The sequence below is a fragment of the Pseudomonas sp. DW-iso3 genome (genome assembly GCF_058725305.1).
The window spans coordinates 138154-152458 of record NZ_JBZXDZ010000009.1; the positions used below are offsets into that span (position 1 = coordinate 138154).

At 62.0% G+C, this 14305-nt stretch carries 12 protein-coding genes; 4 read left to right on the forward strand and 8 right to left on the reverse strand.

Annotated features, from left to right (window positions below; all coding sequences use genetic code 11):
• Positions 1-5: 5 nt before the first annotated feature.
• Positions 6-452 (reverse strand): DUF4879 domain-containing protein, encoded by a 447-nt coding sequence (locus AC4PS7_RS24755; protein ID WP_021492942.1) that lies wholly within the window; start codon positions 450-452, stop codon positions 6-8.
• A gap of 173 nt (positions 453-625) precedes the next feature.
• Between AC4PS7_RS24755 and AC4PS7_RS24760 the strand changes: the two genes are divergently transcribed.
• A complete protein-coding gene (locus tag AC4PS7_RS24760; protein WP_021492943.1) occupies positions 626-1921 on the forward strand; it encodes an NCS2 family permease in 1296 nt (431 codons plus the stop codon).
• A complete protein-coding gene (gene trmA, locus AC4PS7_RS24765) occupies positions 1918-2997 on the forward strand; it encodes a tRNA (uridine(54)-C5)-methyltransferase TrmA (protein ID WP_010206703.1) in 1080 nt (359 codons plus the stop codon). Before AC4PS7_RS24760 ends, trmA begins: the two co-directional genes overlap by 4 nt.
• Positions 2998-3094: 97 nt before the next feature.
• Here the strand turns inward: trmA and AC4PS7_RS24770 are convergent, their stop codons facing one another.
• The 7 genes from AC4PS7_RS24770 to AC4PS7_RS24800 all read right to left on the reverse strand — a co-directional run bounded on the left by AC4PS7_RS24770 (position 3095) and on the right by AC4PS7_RS24800 (position 12705).
• Positions 3095-4411 (reverse strand): TolC family outer membrane protein, encoded by a 1317-nt coding sequence (locus AC4PS7_RS24770; RefSeq protein WP_176332303.1) that lies wholly within the window; start codon positions 4409-4411, stop codon positions 3095-3097.
• Entirely contained in the window at positions 4408-5733 is a 1326-nt protein-coding gene (locus tag AC4PS7_RS24775) for an HlyD family type I secretion periplasmic adaptor subunit (RefSeq protein WP_044287927.1), read from the reverse strand. Before AC4PS7_RS24775 ends, AC4PS7_RS24770 begins: the two co-directional genes overlap by 4 nt.
• Positions 5730-7466 carry a type I secretion system permease/ATPase gene (locus AC4PS7_RS24780; RefSeq protein WP_042570858.1) on the reverse strand — a complete coding sequence of 579 codons (1737 nt, stop codon included), beginning with the start codon at positions 7464-7466 and terminating at the stop codon, positions 5730-5732. The genes AC4PS7_RS24775 and AC4PS7_RS24780 overlap by 4 nt, the downstream gene beginning before the upstream one ends.
• 162 nt (positions 7467-7628) lie before the next feature.
• Positions 7629-8249 carry a heme acquisition protein HasA gene (locus tag AC4PS7_RS24785; RefSeq protein ID WP_021492947.1) on the reverse strand — a complete coding sequence of 207 codons (621 nt, stop codon included), beginning with the start codon at positions 8247-8249 and terminating at the stop codon, positions 7629-7631.
• Positions 8250-8330: 81 nt separating this feature from the next.
• Positions 8331-10988, reverse strand: coding sequence for a TonB-dependent receptor (locus AC4PS7_RS24790; RefSeq protein WP_252959660.1), 2658 nt, complete (start codon positions 10986-10988; stop codon positions 8331-8333).
• Between the two features lie 133 nt (positions 10989-11121).
• Entirely contained in the window at positions 11122-12120 is a 999-nt protein-coding gene (locus AC4PS7_RS24795; protein WP_069673135.1) for a FecR family protein, read from the reverse strand.
• Positions 12121-12183: 63 nt separating this feature from the next.
• Positions 12184-12705, reverse strand: coding sequence for an RNA polymerase sigma factor (locus AC4PS7_RS24800; protein WP_021492949.1), 522 nt, complete (start codon positions 12703-12705; stop codon positions 12184-12186).
• A gap of 206 nt (positions 12706-12911) precedes the next feature.
• Between AC4PS7_RS24800 and aroQ the strand changes: the two genes are divergently transcribed.
• Entirely contained in the window at positions 12912-13361 is a 450-nt protein-coding gene (gene aroQ / locus AC4PS7_RS24805; protein ID WP_010206717.1) for a type II 3-dehydroquinate dehydratase, read from the forward strand.
• On the forward strand, positions 13358-14206 hold the full coding sequence (locus AC4PS7_RS24810) for a shikimate dehydrogenase (RefSeq protein ID WP_069673134.1): 849 nt from the start codon (positions 13358-13360) through the stop codon (positions 14204-14206). Before aroQ ends, AC4PS7_RS24810 begins: the two co-directional genes overlap by 4 nt.
• Positions 14207-14305 lie beyond the last annotated feature (99 nt).

Consider the following 14305-nt stretch of genomic DNA (forward strand, 5'->3'; position numbering starts at 1 on the left):
ATTGATCAGCGGATATTGAGCTGCGTGGTCAGGGTGTTTTGCGGGGGGTTGATCGAGGAATTGCTGTACTGGAACCAGCCCTGGGCGTCGACATTCAGGTCAAACACATAGATGTAGCCCATCAGCGTGCCTGCGCCGTTGCACACTTCGCTGATGTTGCCGACCTGGCAGACCGGCGTGCGCTGCCCATTCAATTCGGCACCATCGAAGCGGCCCATGGGGTTATTGCCCAAGCCGACTTCCATCACAGAAACCTTGGTGGGACCGCGGTGCGTGCACATCTGCGTACTCTGCGCGCGCTCGGGAATGGTTTCGGTGCAAGCCGCCGATTCGACCTTGAACACGCGCACCTCACTCAAGGGCGGTGCAGCCGCGCCCCACGCCGGTGCTGCGCCGAGCAACAGGCTGAGACAGGGGATCAGGGCTAGACTCCACGGGCTGGCGATTTTCATGCTGCAAGTGACCTTCGTTTAAACGTCGGCGCAGTATGCCTCAAGGCCTCGGCTGCTGGTATGATGCGCCGCTTTTTCCGATCCTCTCTGAAACCACAGGCGCTTGGCGCAGTTTGTGCTTTGACTTAGAGGTCAACAAATCACGACGCCACAGAGCGTCACAGGGAGCAGGCATGCTGGAAAAGCTGTTTCAACTCAAGGCACACAACACCAACGTGCGCACCGAGATTCTCGCGGGCATCACGACATTCCTGGCCATGGCCTACATCCTGTTCGTGAACCCGAGCATCCTCGGTGAGACCGGCATGGACAAGGGCGCGGTGTTTGTCGCGACCTGCCTGGCGGCGGCCATCGGTTCGACCGTGATGGGCCTGATCGCCAACTACCCGATCGCCCTCGCGCCGGGCATGGGCCTCAACGCCTTCTTTACCTACACCGTCGTCCTGCACATGGGCCATACCTGGCAGGTTGCGCTGGGTGCGGTGTTTATCTCGGCGGTGCTGTTCTTTCTGCTGTCGATCTTCCGTATTCGTGAATGGATCATCAACGCCATCCCCCTGCCGCTGCGCTCGGCGATTGCCGCCGGTATCGGTCTGTTCCTGGCGTTGATCGCCCTGCATAACGCCGGCATCGTGGTCAGCAACCCGGCCACCATGGTCGGCATGGGCGACTTGAAACAACCCGCGCCGATCCTCGCCACCCTCGGTTTCGTGCTGATCGTTGCACTGGAAGCCCTGGCCGTGCGCGGCGCGGTGCTGATCGGTATCCTGGCGGTGACCATCGTGTCGATCCTGCTTGGCGTCACCGCCTTCGGCGGCGTGACCTCGATGCCACCGTCCCTGGCTCCGACCTTCCTGCAGCTGGATATCAAAGGCGCGCTGGATATCGGCCTGGTCAGCGTGATCTTCGCCTTCCTGTTCGTCGACCTGTTCGACAACTCCGGCACCCTGATCGGCGTGGCCAAGCGTGCCGGCCTGATGGGCAAGGACGGCCACATGCCGAAAATGGGTCGTGCGTTGATTGCCGACAGTACTGCCGCCATGGCCGGCTCGCTGCTGGGCACATCGACCACCACCAGCTACATTGAATCAGCGGCTGGCGTGAGCGCCGGTGGCCGTACCGGTTTGACCGCCATAGTGGTCGCGATTTTGTTCCTGCTGGCGTTGTTCTTCTCGCCACTGGCCGCCAGCGTACCGGCCTTCGCCACTGCGCCGGCACTGCTGTTCGTGGCGGTGCTGATGACCCAGGGCCTGGCCGAAATCGACTGGGACGACATCACAGTTGCAGCGCCGGTGGTCATCACCGCCCTGGCGATGCCTTTCACCTACTCCATTGCCAACGGCATCGCCTTCGGTTTCATCGCCTGGACCGCCATCAAGCTGCTTTCGGGCCGCTACCGTGAGCTGAACCCAGCGCTGGTGATTCTGTCGATTCTGTTTGTGATCAAGCTGGGCTGGTTCAACGCATGACTTTTGACGCCGCACGCTACACCGCTCAACTGCAAGACAAGGTCACGCGCTTGCGTGACCTGCTGGCCCCGTTCGACGCGCCAGAACCGCAGGTCTTCGACTCGCCGCTGCAGAACTTCCGCCTGCGCGCCGAGTTCCGCCTGTGGCGCGAGGGCGGTGAGCGCCACTACGCGATGTTCTCCCAGGACGACAAGCGCACGCCGATCCTGATCGAAGCGTTCCCCATCGCAAGCACACGCATCAACCAGTTGATGCCGCAACTCAAGGCCGCCTGGCAAGCCAGCGCCGCCCTGAGCCACAAGCTGTTCCAGGTGGAGTTCCTGACCACCCTGGCCGGCGACGCGATGATCACCCTGTGTTATCACCGCCCGCTGGATGAGCACTGGCACACCGCCGCACGCCAACTGGCGGCCGACTTGAATGTCAGCATCATCGGCCGCTCCAAGGGCAAGCGCGATGTGATCGGCCACGACTACGTGGTGGAGAAGCTCGACGTCGGCGGCCGCACGTTCAGCTACCGCCAACCCGAAGGCGCCTTCACTCAGCCCAACGGCACGGTGAACCAGAAGATGCTCAACTGGGCCTATGAAGCCTTGGGTGATCGTCCGGATGACTTGCTGGAGCTGTATTGCGGCAACGGCAACTTCACCCTGCCCCTGGCTACGCGTGTACGCAAAGTGCTGGCCACCGAAATCAGCAAGACGTCGGTGAATGCGGCCCTGAGCAACCTCGATGAAAACGCGGTGGATAACGTCACCCTGGTGCGCCTCTCCGCCGAAGAACTCACCGAGGCACTGAATGAAGTGCGTCCGTTCCGCCGCTTGCACGGCATCGACCTGAAAAGCTACGAATTCGGCAGCGTCTTCGTCGACCCGCCTCGCGCAGGTATGGACCCGGACACCTGCGAGCTGACCCGGCGCTTCGATAACATCCTGTACATCTCCTGCAACCCGGAGACGCTGGCGGCGAACATTGCGCAACTGCATGACACGCACAAGATTACCCAATGCGCGATGTTTGACCAGTTCCCGTGGACGCACCATATGGAGTCCGGGGTGTTATTGACTCGGCGGTAACTCAAACGCCTCCGGTGCCTTCTTGCTCGGCCGTCCGCCCTTCTTGCCATTGGCGCGGGCGGCGGCTAAAGCCCGGCGAATGCCGGGTTATAACCACTTACGCCGAGGGCTGGAAATACCCCGCCAATGCCCGCAAGTCCTGCTCGCTCAGCAACCCCGCGTAATACTTCAACTGAATCCTCGCCAACAAATAGGCATGCCGCGCGTTCGCCAAATCGCGACGGGCGGTGAAGAGTTGTTGCTCGGCGTCGAGCACGTCGAGGTTGACTCGTTCACCGCCGGCCACACTCTTTTTCGTCGCAGCGACCAACGCTGTGGCGGAGCTGACCGCCATCTCATAGGCACGCACTTTCGCCGCGCCGCTGGTGTTGAGGTTGAACTGTTTGCGCAACTCCACCAGGGTGGCCGAGGTTTGCGCGTCAAGCTCGTATTGGGCCTGGGACAGCTGGTTCGCCGCCTGGCGGGTGGACGCCGATACGCCGCCGCCGGCAAACAGCGGCAGGCTGACCTGAATGCCGACGGTATTGGTGTCGTACTTCTGGTTGTAGCTGCTTTCCGAGTCGGAGTTGGTCTGGCGGCTGGTGGCATACAGGCTGACCTTGGGCAGGTGTCCTGCGCGTTTGCGCTCCACTTCATAGGACGCCACATCCAGGGCATGGTGCTGGGATTTAAGTTCCGGGTTGTTGGCCATGGCCATCTCGCGCCAGGTTTCGAAACGATTGGGCTCCAAGGGCGGTATCTCGAATTGACGCGTCAGCGGCGCCAGCTCTTCGATCTGCAGCGGTTGGCCAATGATGGCTTCCAGCTCACGCAATGCGCTGTCCTGAGCGTCCTGGGATTCGATTTCTTCAGCCAGCGCCAAGCTCAAGCGCGCCTGGGTTTCCAGCACATCGGTGCGTGTGCCTTCACCACCTTTTAAGAGGCGATCATTGAGTTGCAAGCGCTCGGCATACGCGCGCTTCTGAGCGCGGCTCAGCTCGATGCGTTCCTGGGCCAGCAACGCCTGGCTGTAAGCGTTGAGCACCCGCACCGCCAGCTCCTGGCTCTTGCCGCGAAAGCGCTCGTCGGCCATGAGCGCCTGGGCGGTGCCCTGGCGAAAACGCGCGTAGGCTTCGTAATCCAGCAGCGGTTGCTGCAAGGTCAGGGTCGACGCATAGCTGCGGTAATCACGCTCACTGGTCACATCACCCGCCGTCACTTCGGATGCGTTGCGCGAGTTGTTATAGCTCCACGACAAATTCGGTAGTAACGCCGCACGGCCGATCGCGCGGTTTTCTTCACCGCCTTCACGCTCCTGGATAGCGGCCTGAAATGTCGGATCATTGCGTAGGGCCAAGTCGTAGGCATCCAGCAAACCCAAGGCCTGCACCGCCGAGGAACAACCAAAACACACGGTAAACAACAGCGCCTTCATTCTTCCACCAGGGCCATATGGGTGCGATCCATCAAAGGTTTAAACAGGTAGTTGAGCATCGAGCGCTCGCCAGTCTTGACGAAGGTTTCCACTGGCATGCCCGGACGGATCTGCACACCGCCCAGTTGCTGCATGCCGGCCGCGCTGACTTGGGCACGCAGCGTGTAATACGGCTCGTCGGAGCGTTCATCGACCTGGCGGTCCGCCGACACCAACGTCACCTCGCCGGCCACCCGTGGTGTGGTGGATTGGTTGAACGCCGAAAACATCAGTTCCACCGGCAGGCCGGGGTGCACCTTGTCGACCATCTGCACCGGCACCCGCGCCTCCACCAGCAAGGGTTCGCCCTGGGGCACGATGTCCATCAACGCCTGGCCGGGCTTGATCACGCCGCCTTCGGTGTACACATCCAATCCCACCACCACGCCAGATGCGGGGGCGCGCACCAGGCTGTTAGCCAGTTCGAACTCGGCCGACGCCAGGCGATTACGCAGGTCGTCGCTGCGGGTGCGGGTCTCGGCCAACTGGCCACGCAGGTCCTTCTGAAAGTCTTCGCCGAGCTGTCGGATGCGCAGGCGCAGTTCCATCACCTGGCGTTGCAGTTGGCCGATGCGGCCGTAGTCCTCGGCGATGGCGCCGTCTATTTGTGAGTACAACCGTTCGCTGTCGAGCAGGCGATTGCGTGGGATGTAACCCTCACGCGCCAGCTCGCGCAGGCCCTGCAACTGCTCATTCAACGCGGCGCGTTGCTGGACTTTGCTCGCTTGCGAATCCCGCGTGCCCCGCAGTTGCGCCTCGGCCCCGGCGATGGTTTCGCGCAGGCCTTGTTGCTCGGTGGCCAATGCCTGGGCGCGGCTATTGAACAGCTGCCGTTGCAGGCTCAGCGTGCCCGCTGCCTCCGGGTCGTTGAGCAACTCAGGGCCGAAACGGATCGCCGACAACCCTTCACTTTCCGCACTCAAGCGCGCTTCGCTGGCCAGGGACGCCAGGTACTGGCTGCGCAGGGACTGCATCTGCGCGCGCAACGGGGTTTCCTTCAAGCGCAGTAACACCTGGCCGGCGCTGACCACGTCACCGTCGCGCACGTCGATACGCTCGACGATGCCACCGGCAGGATGCTGCACGGTCTTGCGATGACCCGAGACCATGACCTTACCCGGCACCGCCACGCCCTTGTCCAACGGCGCCAGCGCGGCCCAACCAAGGAACCCGGCAAAACCACCGAGCACCAACAACCAGCCCAGGCGTGAGTACTGTTTGTCATCCAGCGCCAGGACGTTGTTAGGCGCTTCGCTGACCAACACGGGTTTGCTCTGGTTCATGCCTGTTTTCCTTCACCGAGGCGGTAGCTCATGCTCATGGTCGATACCGGCTTGGCCGCTGCCGGTTTCTGCCGTGCCTCCAGCACGCGCGCCGTCGGCCCGAAGGCTTGCATCTGGCCGTCCTTGAGGATCAGCAGCTGGTCCGTCAGGCTTAGCACGTTGGGTTTGTGGGTGATCAGGATGATCGTACGACGCTGCTGCTTGAGCTGGGCGATGGCCCGGAGCAGGGCGTGTTCACCGACTTCATCAAGGTTGGCATTGGGCTCATCCAGCACGATCAGCGCAGGCAAGCCGTACAGCGCACGGGCCAGGGCGACGCGTTGTTTCTGGCCGCCGGACAGCCCGGCGCCGCCCTCCCCCAAGTGCGTGTCGTAGCCCTGGGGCAGTTGCAGGATCAGCTCATGTACGCCGGCCAGTTGCGCGGCAGCAAAGACTTTGTCGGCGTCGACTTCAGCAAAGCGCGCGATGTTCTGCGCGATGCTGCCGGCGAACAACTGGATGTCTTGCGGCAGGTAACCGATGTGCGGGCCCAACTGCTGTTTGTCCCACAGCGCCAAGTCGGCACCGTCCAGCCGCACCTTGCCGGCCAGGGGGCCCCAGGCGCCCACCAGTATCCGAGCCAGGGTGGACTTGCCGCAGCCAGACGGCCCGATCACGCCCAGGACTTCGCCTGCTGCCAGGTTGAAGCCCAGATTAGCCAACGCCGGCCGACGGCTGCCAGGGGCACAGGCGCTGATCTGTTCGACGCTCAGTTGGCCTTTGGGCACCGGCAGCGTCATGCGCTCAGGGCGCGCGGGATTAGCCTCCAGCATCTGCGACAACCGATCGAAGGCCAGGCGTGCCGAGCCCCATTGTTTCCACACGCCGATCAATTGGTCGATAGGGCTCAGCACACGGCCCATCAGGATCGAACCGGCAATCATCATCCCGGGCGTGATATCGCCCTGCACTGCCAGCAAGGCGCCCAGGCCCAGCACCAGGGATTGCAACGCCAAGCGCACACCCTTGGACCAAGCGGTGACGGTCGCCGTCTTTTCACTGGCCAGGTTCTGCTGCGCCAAAAACGCCTGATGCTGACCGAACCATCGGGCACGCAAGGTGGCAAGCATGCCCATGGCTTCGATGGTGTCGGCATTGCGCAGGTTGGCCGTGGCTTGCTGGCTGGCGTTGATGGACAGTTGGCTGGCCAGGGCCATCGGCGCCTGGCTGACGTGATGGTTGACCCACGCCAGCACGATCAACAACACCGCCCCGACCAGGGCCAGCAGACCCAGCCAGGGATGGAACAGGAAAATCACCAGCAGGTACACCGGAAACCACGGCGCATCGAAGAACGCGAACAACGCCTGGCCGGTGGCGAACTGGCGCAGCGTGGTCAGGTCATGCAGCGCCTGGCCCGCCGCCTGGGTGCCGCCCTTGAGTTGCGCTTCGAACGCGGCGTCGTACACCCGCTGGTTCAAGCGCATGTCCATCTGCGTACCGAGTCGAATCACCACCTGGCTGCGCACCCATTCCAACGCGCCCATCAGGCCGAACAGGCCGAGGATCATCAGCGTCAGCATCAACAGGGTCATCTGGTTGCCCGAGGCCAGCACCCGGTCGTACACCTGCAGCATGTACAGCGCCGGAGCGAGCATCAGCAGGTTAATCACCGCCGAGAACAGGCCGATGTTGAAGAAGCCACTTTTATAGGCCTTGAGGGCGGCCAGGGTTTCGTTGCCGGCGTGGCGCATCTGGAGATTCTCATGGGGTTGAGCGGGCAGCGCCGCGTTGACAGGTAAAACGGCGCTGCGCAGAATTCGGCACCGCCGTCGCTGAAGAAGTAGAAGGCTTGGGCGACGGCGGTGTAATGCGGCGAATGGGAGAGCGATCTTCCATTCGCTTTTTTCTTCGCGTCAGGCGGCCAGGGCGAAGTCCTGAGGCACGTCTTGCACGCCCACGAGCGCCACGTCGGAAGCCGCGACCGAAGCCGAGTCCACATGGGCCACACCGGCGGCAGCCAGTTGGTCGAACGTCGAGTTGATCGACAGGTTTGGATCGATGTCCTTGAGCAGGGAGTCGATCGCCGAAGCCAGTGCCGAGCTGTCGCCGCTCATCAGGCCGTACACGATTTTGTGTACCTGGCCGTCACGGCCTTCGGACTGCAGGCTCGACAGGCCCAGGTTGGCGAAGCTGACTTCCTGCTCGCCGAGGGCGTAGCTACCGCCGGCAGCGCCGCCCGTCAGGACAGTGCCCAGGTCCAGGGAGTCGATCGAACCCCACAAGGTGTGCGACGGCGGATTGAACAAGGTGTAATGCAGGTCACCGTTAGCGACCACTGCTGCGTTGCTGACAGTGCTCGACACACCGTATTGGGTGCCGTCGAACGGGCCAGGATTGAAACCACCGGTGTTCGAACCCTCTTTGACCGAACCTTCACGGTGGTTCAGGTCACCAAAGTAAGCCGACCAGTCGCTCAGGTACTCGGCAACGGTGCTAGCGGCGTAGGTCGTGCTGTATGAAATAGAAATGCTCATGCAAAACTCCAAGTCATGGGGTGGTAACTCCACAGCAGGCCAGTGCCTGCTGTGGTTTTGCCCGTCACTGGGCAAAATCGGTCAGAATTGATATTCGACAGTGCCCTGCAACGTGCGCCCACGCCCCAGGGTAAAGGCCAACACGTCGCCCAGCGGCACCAGATAGGCACGGTCGGTGACGTTTTCCATGGCCAAGCGCAGGGTCAACTGGTCAGTGGCGCGGTAGCTGCTGTAAAGGTCATAGACCGTGTAGGGCTTCCAGTCGGCCGGATAAACGCCGGTCTGCGAAGTGGTCACGCCGACGCCACCTTTTACGTAGTAACCGCCGCTGTAGCGGGCGCGAACGCCTACGTCCAGTTTTCGCTCGAAGAAGCGTGCCCCCAGCGTCGCGGTGCCACGGTCCATCGGCATGTGCTCGGAGGAGCCCAGGATTGCACTGCAGCCCTGCCCCGCATTGGCCACGTCGTCCGGCACCATCGCCGTGACTGGCGCCCGGCTACCCGGCCCTTTCTGGATCTTGGTGACACCCCCCAGCCACGCGGTCTTGCTGCAGAACCTGTTGCTGCCGAGCATCCGCGTGTAATTGAACTGGCCATAGGCAAAGCCGGCGTCGTAATCCAGTTGGTACTCGAGGCCGCGAAAACGCGTGGTCTCCAGGTTGTTCACATACGCCGCATTGCCGATATTGGCGATGCCATAACCGGGCGGCTGCACGCCCAGCGCCATATAGGAGAAGTCATCCACGCGGGTGTTGAAATACGACACCTTCATGCCCGCGCGATCATCGGCGAACAACAGGTCTTCCTTCAGCACATTGAAGCCCACCTCCCAGGCGGTGGACGTCTCCGGCTTCAAAAACGGGTTGGGGAAAATCGACTCCGAGCCCCCGCCATGGGGCCTGCCGCTCACCAGGGTTTCGGTGACGGCCGGCGGGCGCCAGCCCTTGCCGTAGGTGGCGAAGAGTTGCAACCAATCCACGCCTGGCTTGATCGACAGGCCGAAGGTCGGCGAGAAATGCCCCTCTTCCCGATCCACGTCATAAGTCATGGGCAAGCCGACTTGACGGGTAGTACCAATAATAAACGTCCGGGTGTTCAAGCCCGTCTCGCCCCGCAGCCGATAGCGGTCGTAGCGCAACCCAGCGTTGAGGTTCAGCCAATTGTCATAGTCGTAATCCAGGCGCGTGAACAGGCTGCCCATCGCCCGATCACCTTTGGGCGTGACGCTCTCTGCCGCCGAGGCCGTCACCGCTGAATCGCTGGCGACCATCTGGTTCGAGTCCGGGCGGACCTTGTCGTAGAAAAACTCCAGGCCATAGTTGGCCTTGATCACGGACAGTTCACTCAAGGCAAAGGTCGACATGTTCTGTGCCTGGAAACCATAGGTGTTGGTCTGGTACGTGACCTCGTAACCCTTGCTGCTGCCACGGGTCAGCGTGGATTGATCGTTGCGGGTATCGACGTAATAGAGCTTGGCCTTGAAATCGATCAGCGGATTGTCCGGCGTGTAGCTGTAGTCCAATGCGACGTTCTGCGCCGTGACATCGCTGCTGCCGAGCTTCTCCCATAACTGGGCTTTTTCGGCGCTCATCATGTTCACGTCGTCGTAGCCGACTGCGGTCGTCAGGTAGCTCAGTTGCAAACGCTGGTCCACGGGCAAGTTGATACCGAGCTTTAGCAGGCGGGAGCGCATCACCGAGCCCGAATAGGCGACGGTGGTGTTCTTGATCCGTTCCTGACTGTTCGGCAGGAAGGACGTGCCGGTGCGCAGATCGCCGATACTGCCTTTGGTGCCAGGGTTGTAATCGCCGAGGTGACGCTCACTGGCGGCCAGCAGCATGTCCCAAACGTCGGTGCCCACGGCAAACGCCGAGCTGCCGATAAAGTGCGTACCGTTGCTGCGCCCGCCCAGCCCAGTGGTCACGCGGATGCGTCCGCCGATTTCCTTGCCGTCCTTGAGCAGATCGGCAGCTTCCACGGTGCGAAAATTCGCCACCCCGCCGATCACCCCAGCGCCGCCCATCGTGGAGGTGGCGCCCTTCTCTATCACCACCTCAGACAGCAACTCCGAGTCGACATACAACGTGCCATTGCGTTGCTGGTGGCCGCTTTGTTGATAGTTCTGACGCATGCCGTCCACTGACATGTTGACCCGGCCGTAGTCCTGGATGCCGCGAATATTCACCGACAAGCCAGGGTCTTGCTGGCTGACCGCCGAGTAGACGCCCGGCGCCTCCTCCAGCATTTCAGCGGCATGCCGCGGTGGGTTGCGATCCAGTTGCTCGCGCCCGACCACACTCACCGAACGTGGCGTTGAATACACCCAGTCGTTGGGGTGCAGGCCGGTGATCGTGGTGGTGGCCAACGCCAGCGCAGCGCCACTCTGCTCGACGCGGGTCAGGGTGACTTGACGCTCGCCGTTGAAGCGATACTCCACCGGTGCATTGCCCAGCAACCGCGCCAACCCTTCCTGCACGCTGTACTGACCGTTCACCGTCGTACTCTGCAAACCTGCGAGCCGCTGGCTGTCGAACAGCACTTGCAGGCCCGCCTGATCGGCAAACGCCAGTACGGCGCTGCCCAGGGACTGCGCAGGGATATCAAGCATCAGCACGGCAGGTTGCGTAGCCTTCACCGCAGGTTGCGCGGCGTACACCGGGGCCGCCGCAGCGAACAGCCCCACGTGGATGGCCAGGGCTAACCGGCTAACGGTGATACGCCCCTTGTTGAGTGCTGACATTTCTGAGGTTCCCTGCGCTAAGCGTTTTTTGTTTATGCGAATGCTTCTCACCTAGCAAGACGTGCGACGCGCAGGAAGTCAGTAAGACTTTTTCGAAAGTTTTTTTCTGCAGGCAAACAAACCTGTAGGAGGGTCAATAGATCAGGCTGAGGCCTGCCAGGTCCAAGCGTTGCACTTGCAGTTCCTGGGTGAGGGTACCGAGGGCGGTGTCGAGCATGTCGAGTCGAAAAACGCCACTGACTTCGCGATCGCCCAGTGCCGAATCGGTGAGCACCACGCGTCCGGGGCGGTAACGGTTGAGTTGCTCGATGACTTTGGTCAAGGGCTGGCGATCAAAGATCAGCACACCGCGTCGCCAACTGGTGGCGCGTTCTACATCGAGCTGTTCCAGGGGCACGATGCCTTCCTGGAGGTTGTAGCGCGCGGCCAGGCCGTCCTTGAGCACCCGGTCGGCCGGGCCCTTTTTCGGGATGGCCTGCAGGGAAACCTCGACACTGTGTTCGAGTACGCCGACCCACGCCTGGCTATCGCCTTCGCGTTCCACCACAAACCGCGTGCCCAGCGCCCGGGTCTGCCCCCCGGCGCTCTGCACCACGAACGGCCGGGTTTCTTCGCCCACCATCGGCGCCACATCAAAGATCGCCGAGCCCTGGAGCAGGCTGATACGACGCTGCACACCGTCGTAGTCCAGGCGGATGGCACTGCCGGAGTCCAATTCCACCTTGCTGCCATCGGCCAGGTGGACGGTGCGCACCTCGCCTTTTTCGGTCATGTAGTCGGCTTGCATACGCAGCAACACGTCCGGCCCACGCACCCAGCCGACGCCGGCCACCACCACGACCAATGCAATGGCCGCCACACGTTGCCACGGCCTTCGCCGTTTGGAGCGCCGCGCAGGCAGGGCCGCCGCCGACGGACGTTGACGGTGCACCGGTTCTTCCTTGTACACGTCGCCCAACGCCGCCCACGTTTGTTCGGCAAAGCGCAATGCCGCTTCATGGCGGCTGTCGCAGGCGATCCAATGCTGCAGCTCGGCCTGTTCCTGGTCGGTCAGGGCACCGGCGTGCAAGCGCACCGCCCACTCGGCGGCCGCCTCGGTAATGCTGTGCTGTTGCGGACCCTGGCTATTCACGTGTGAATCTCGAATTTTTCATTATGTAACGCTGTGACGACTGACCTGGCGTTTTTCGGTAATTCATTCGTCGGATGGCGCCACCTCGCCGTCCTGCAAGCGCTGCATCACGTAAGCCAACGCCTTGGCCAGGTGCTTTTGTACGGAGCTGTCAGAGATGTCCAAGTGCCGGGCGACCTGGGCGTGGGTCATGCCTTCGATACGGTTGAGGCGGAAAATCTGCTGGGTGCGTTCCGGCAACTCCGCCAGTGCCTGCTTCAATGCCTGTCGCTGTTGCTGCGCCATTGCCTGAGCCTCCAACCCGGCCACTTCATCTTCAATCTCGGCCAGCGCCTCATGGGGCACGGGGTCTGTCTTGCGCCGCGCTTCCTGACGAATATGGTCGATCAGCAGATTGCTCGCCGTCCGATAGAGATAGCCCTGGGAGTTGTCGATGCGCTCGCCGGCCGGCTTTTCCGCCAGGCGCAGGAAACTCTCCTGTACCAGGTCTGCGGCCAACTGCGGGTCCCGTACCTTGCGCGCCAGATACCCGCGCAGGGTATCGGCATGCTTGAGAAACAGGCCTTTGAGATCCACGTCCGACAAACCGACTCCCTGGAATGTTAAGGAAACAGGCGGGCATCTTAAGCGTTGTCGAGAATGATTTTCAATTGATATCTAATCTGATCCGCCCGTATGAAAGGCCTGATTAACAGTTCGATAATCGAACACATCCACCGCCACCGATTGACCAAATTAACCATCCGGTACATTTTACCTCCACAACGAACAATAACTGTGGAGACCCCCTAATGCCGCCTATCGTGCTGGTGCTCAACGGCCCCAACCTCAACCTGCTCGGTACCCGCGAGCCCGCCACCTACGGCCATGAAACCCTGGCCGATGTCGCCGCGCTGTGTGGCCGCAGTGCCGAACAGCTCGGGCTGAAAATCGAATTTCGCCAGACCAACCACGAAGGCGAACTGCTCGACTGGATCCACGGCGCCCGCGCCCGCTGCGCCGGTATCGTGATCAACCCGGCCGCCTGGACCCACACCTCGGTGGCGATTCGTGACGCGCTGGTCGCCAGCGAAGTGCCGGTGATCGAAGTGCATCTGTCCAACGTGCATGCCCGCGAAGCGTTCCGGCATCACTCGTTTGTGTCGCCCATCGCCAAGGCCGTCCTCGCAGGCTTCGGTAGCCATGGCTACCACCTGGCACTTGAACACTTCAGCCAGCTGTTAAAAGGGTCGGCCCGATGAAACCGCGCATTCTCGCCGGCCTGATCGGCGCCGGCATCCAGGCCTCCCGCACCCCCGCCCTGCACGAACAGGAAGGTGATGCCCGGGGCCTGCGCTACCTGTATCGCCTGATAGACCTTGAGCCGCTGCACCTGGACACCAACGCCCTGCCCCACCTGCTGGACGCGGCCGAGTTGATGCACTTCACCGGCCTGAACATTACCTACCCGTGCAAGCAGGCCATCCTGCCGTTGCTCGATGAACTGTCTGACGAGGCTCGCGGCATTGGCGCGGTCAACACCGTGGTGTTCAAGGACGGCAAGCGCATCGGTCACAACACCGACTGCCTGGGGTTTGCCGAAGGCTTTCGGCGCAACTTGAAGGATGTGGCACGCCAGCGCGTGGTGCAGATGGGCGCCGGCGGTGCGGGCGCGGCGGTGGCGCATGCGCTGCTGGGCGAAGGTGTGCAGCAGTTGAGTATTTTCGACGTGGACATCAGCCGCGCCCGCGACCTTGTGGATAACCTCGCGCAGCGTTTCGGCACGGGTCGCGCTCAAGTGGGCAGCCAACTGGAAAATGCCATGGCCGAGGCCGATGGCCTGGTGAACACCACACCGATGGGCATGGCCAAGTTGCCGGGCACACCGGTTCCGGCCACCTTGCTACGCACAGAATTGTGGGTGGCGGAAATCGTGTATTTCCCACTGGAAACCGAACTGCTGCGTGATGCCCGTGCCTTGGGTTGCCGTACGCTGGATGGCGGCAACATGGCGGTGTTTCAGGCGGTGAAGGCGTTTGAGTTATTCAGTGGGGAAGTGCCGGATGCGCAGCGGATGCTGGCGCACTTCCAAAGCATGAATACCTGACAGAAGAAACCAAACCCAAATGTGGGAGCGGGCTTGCTCGCGAATGCGGTGGGTCAGTCACGATTCAGTTGACTGACCCACCGCATTCGCGAGCAAGCC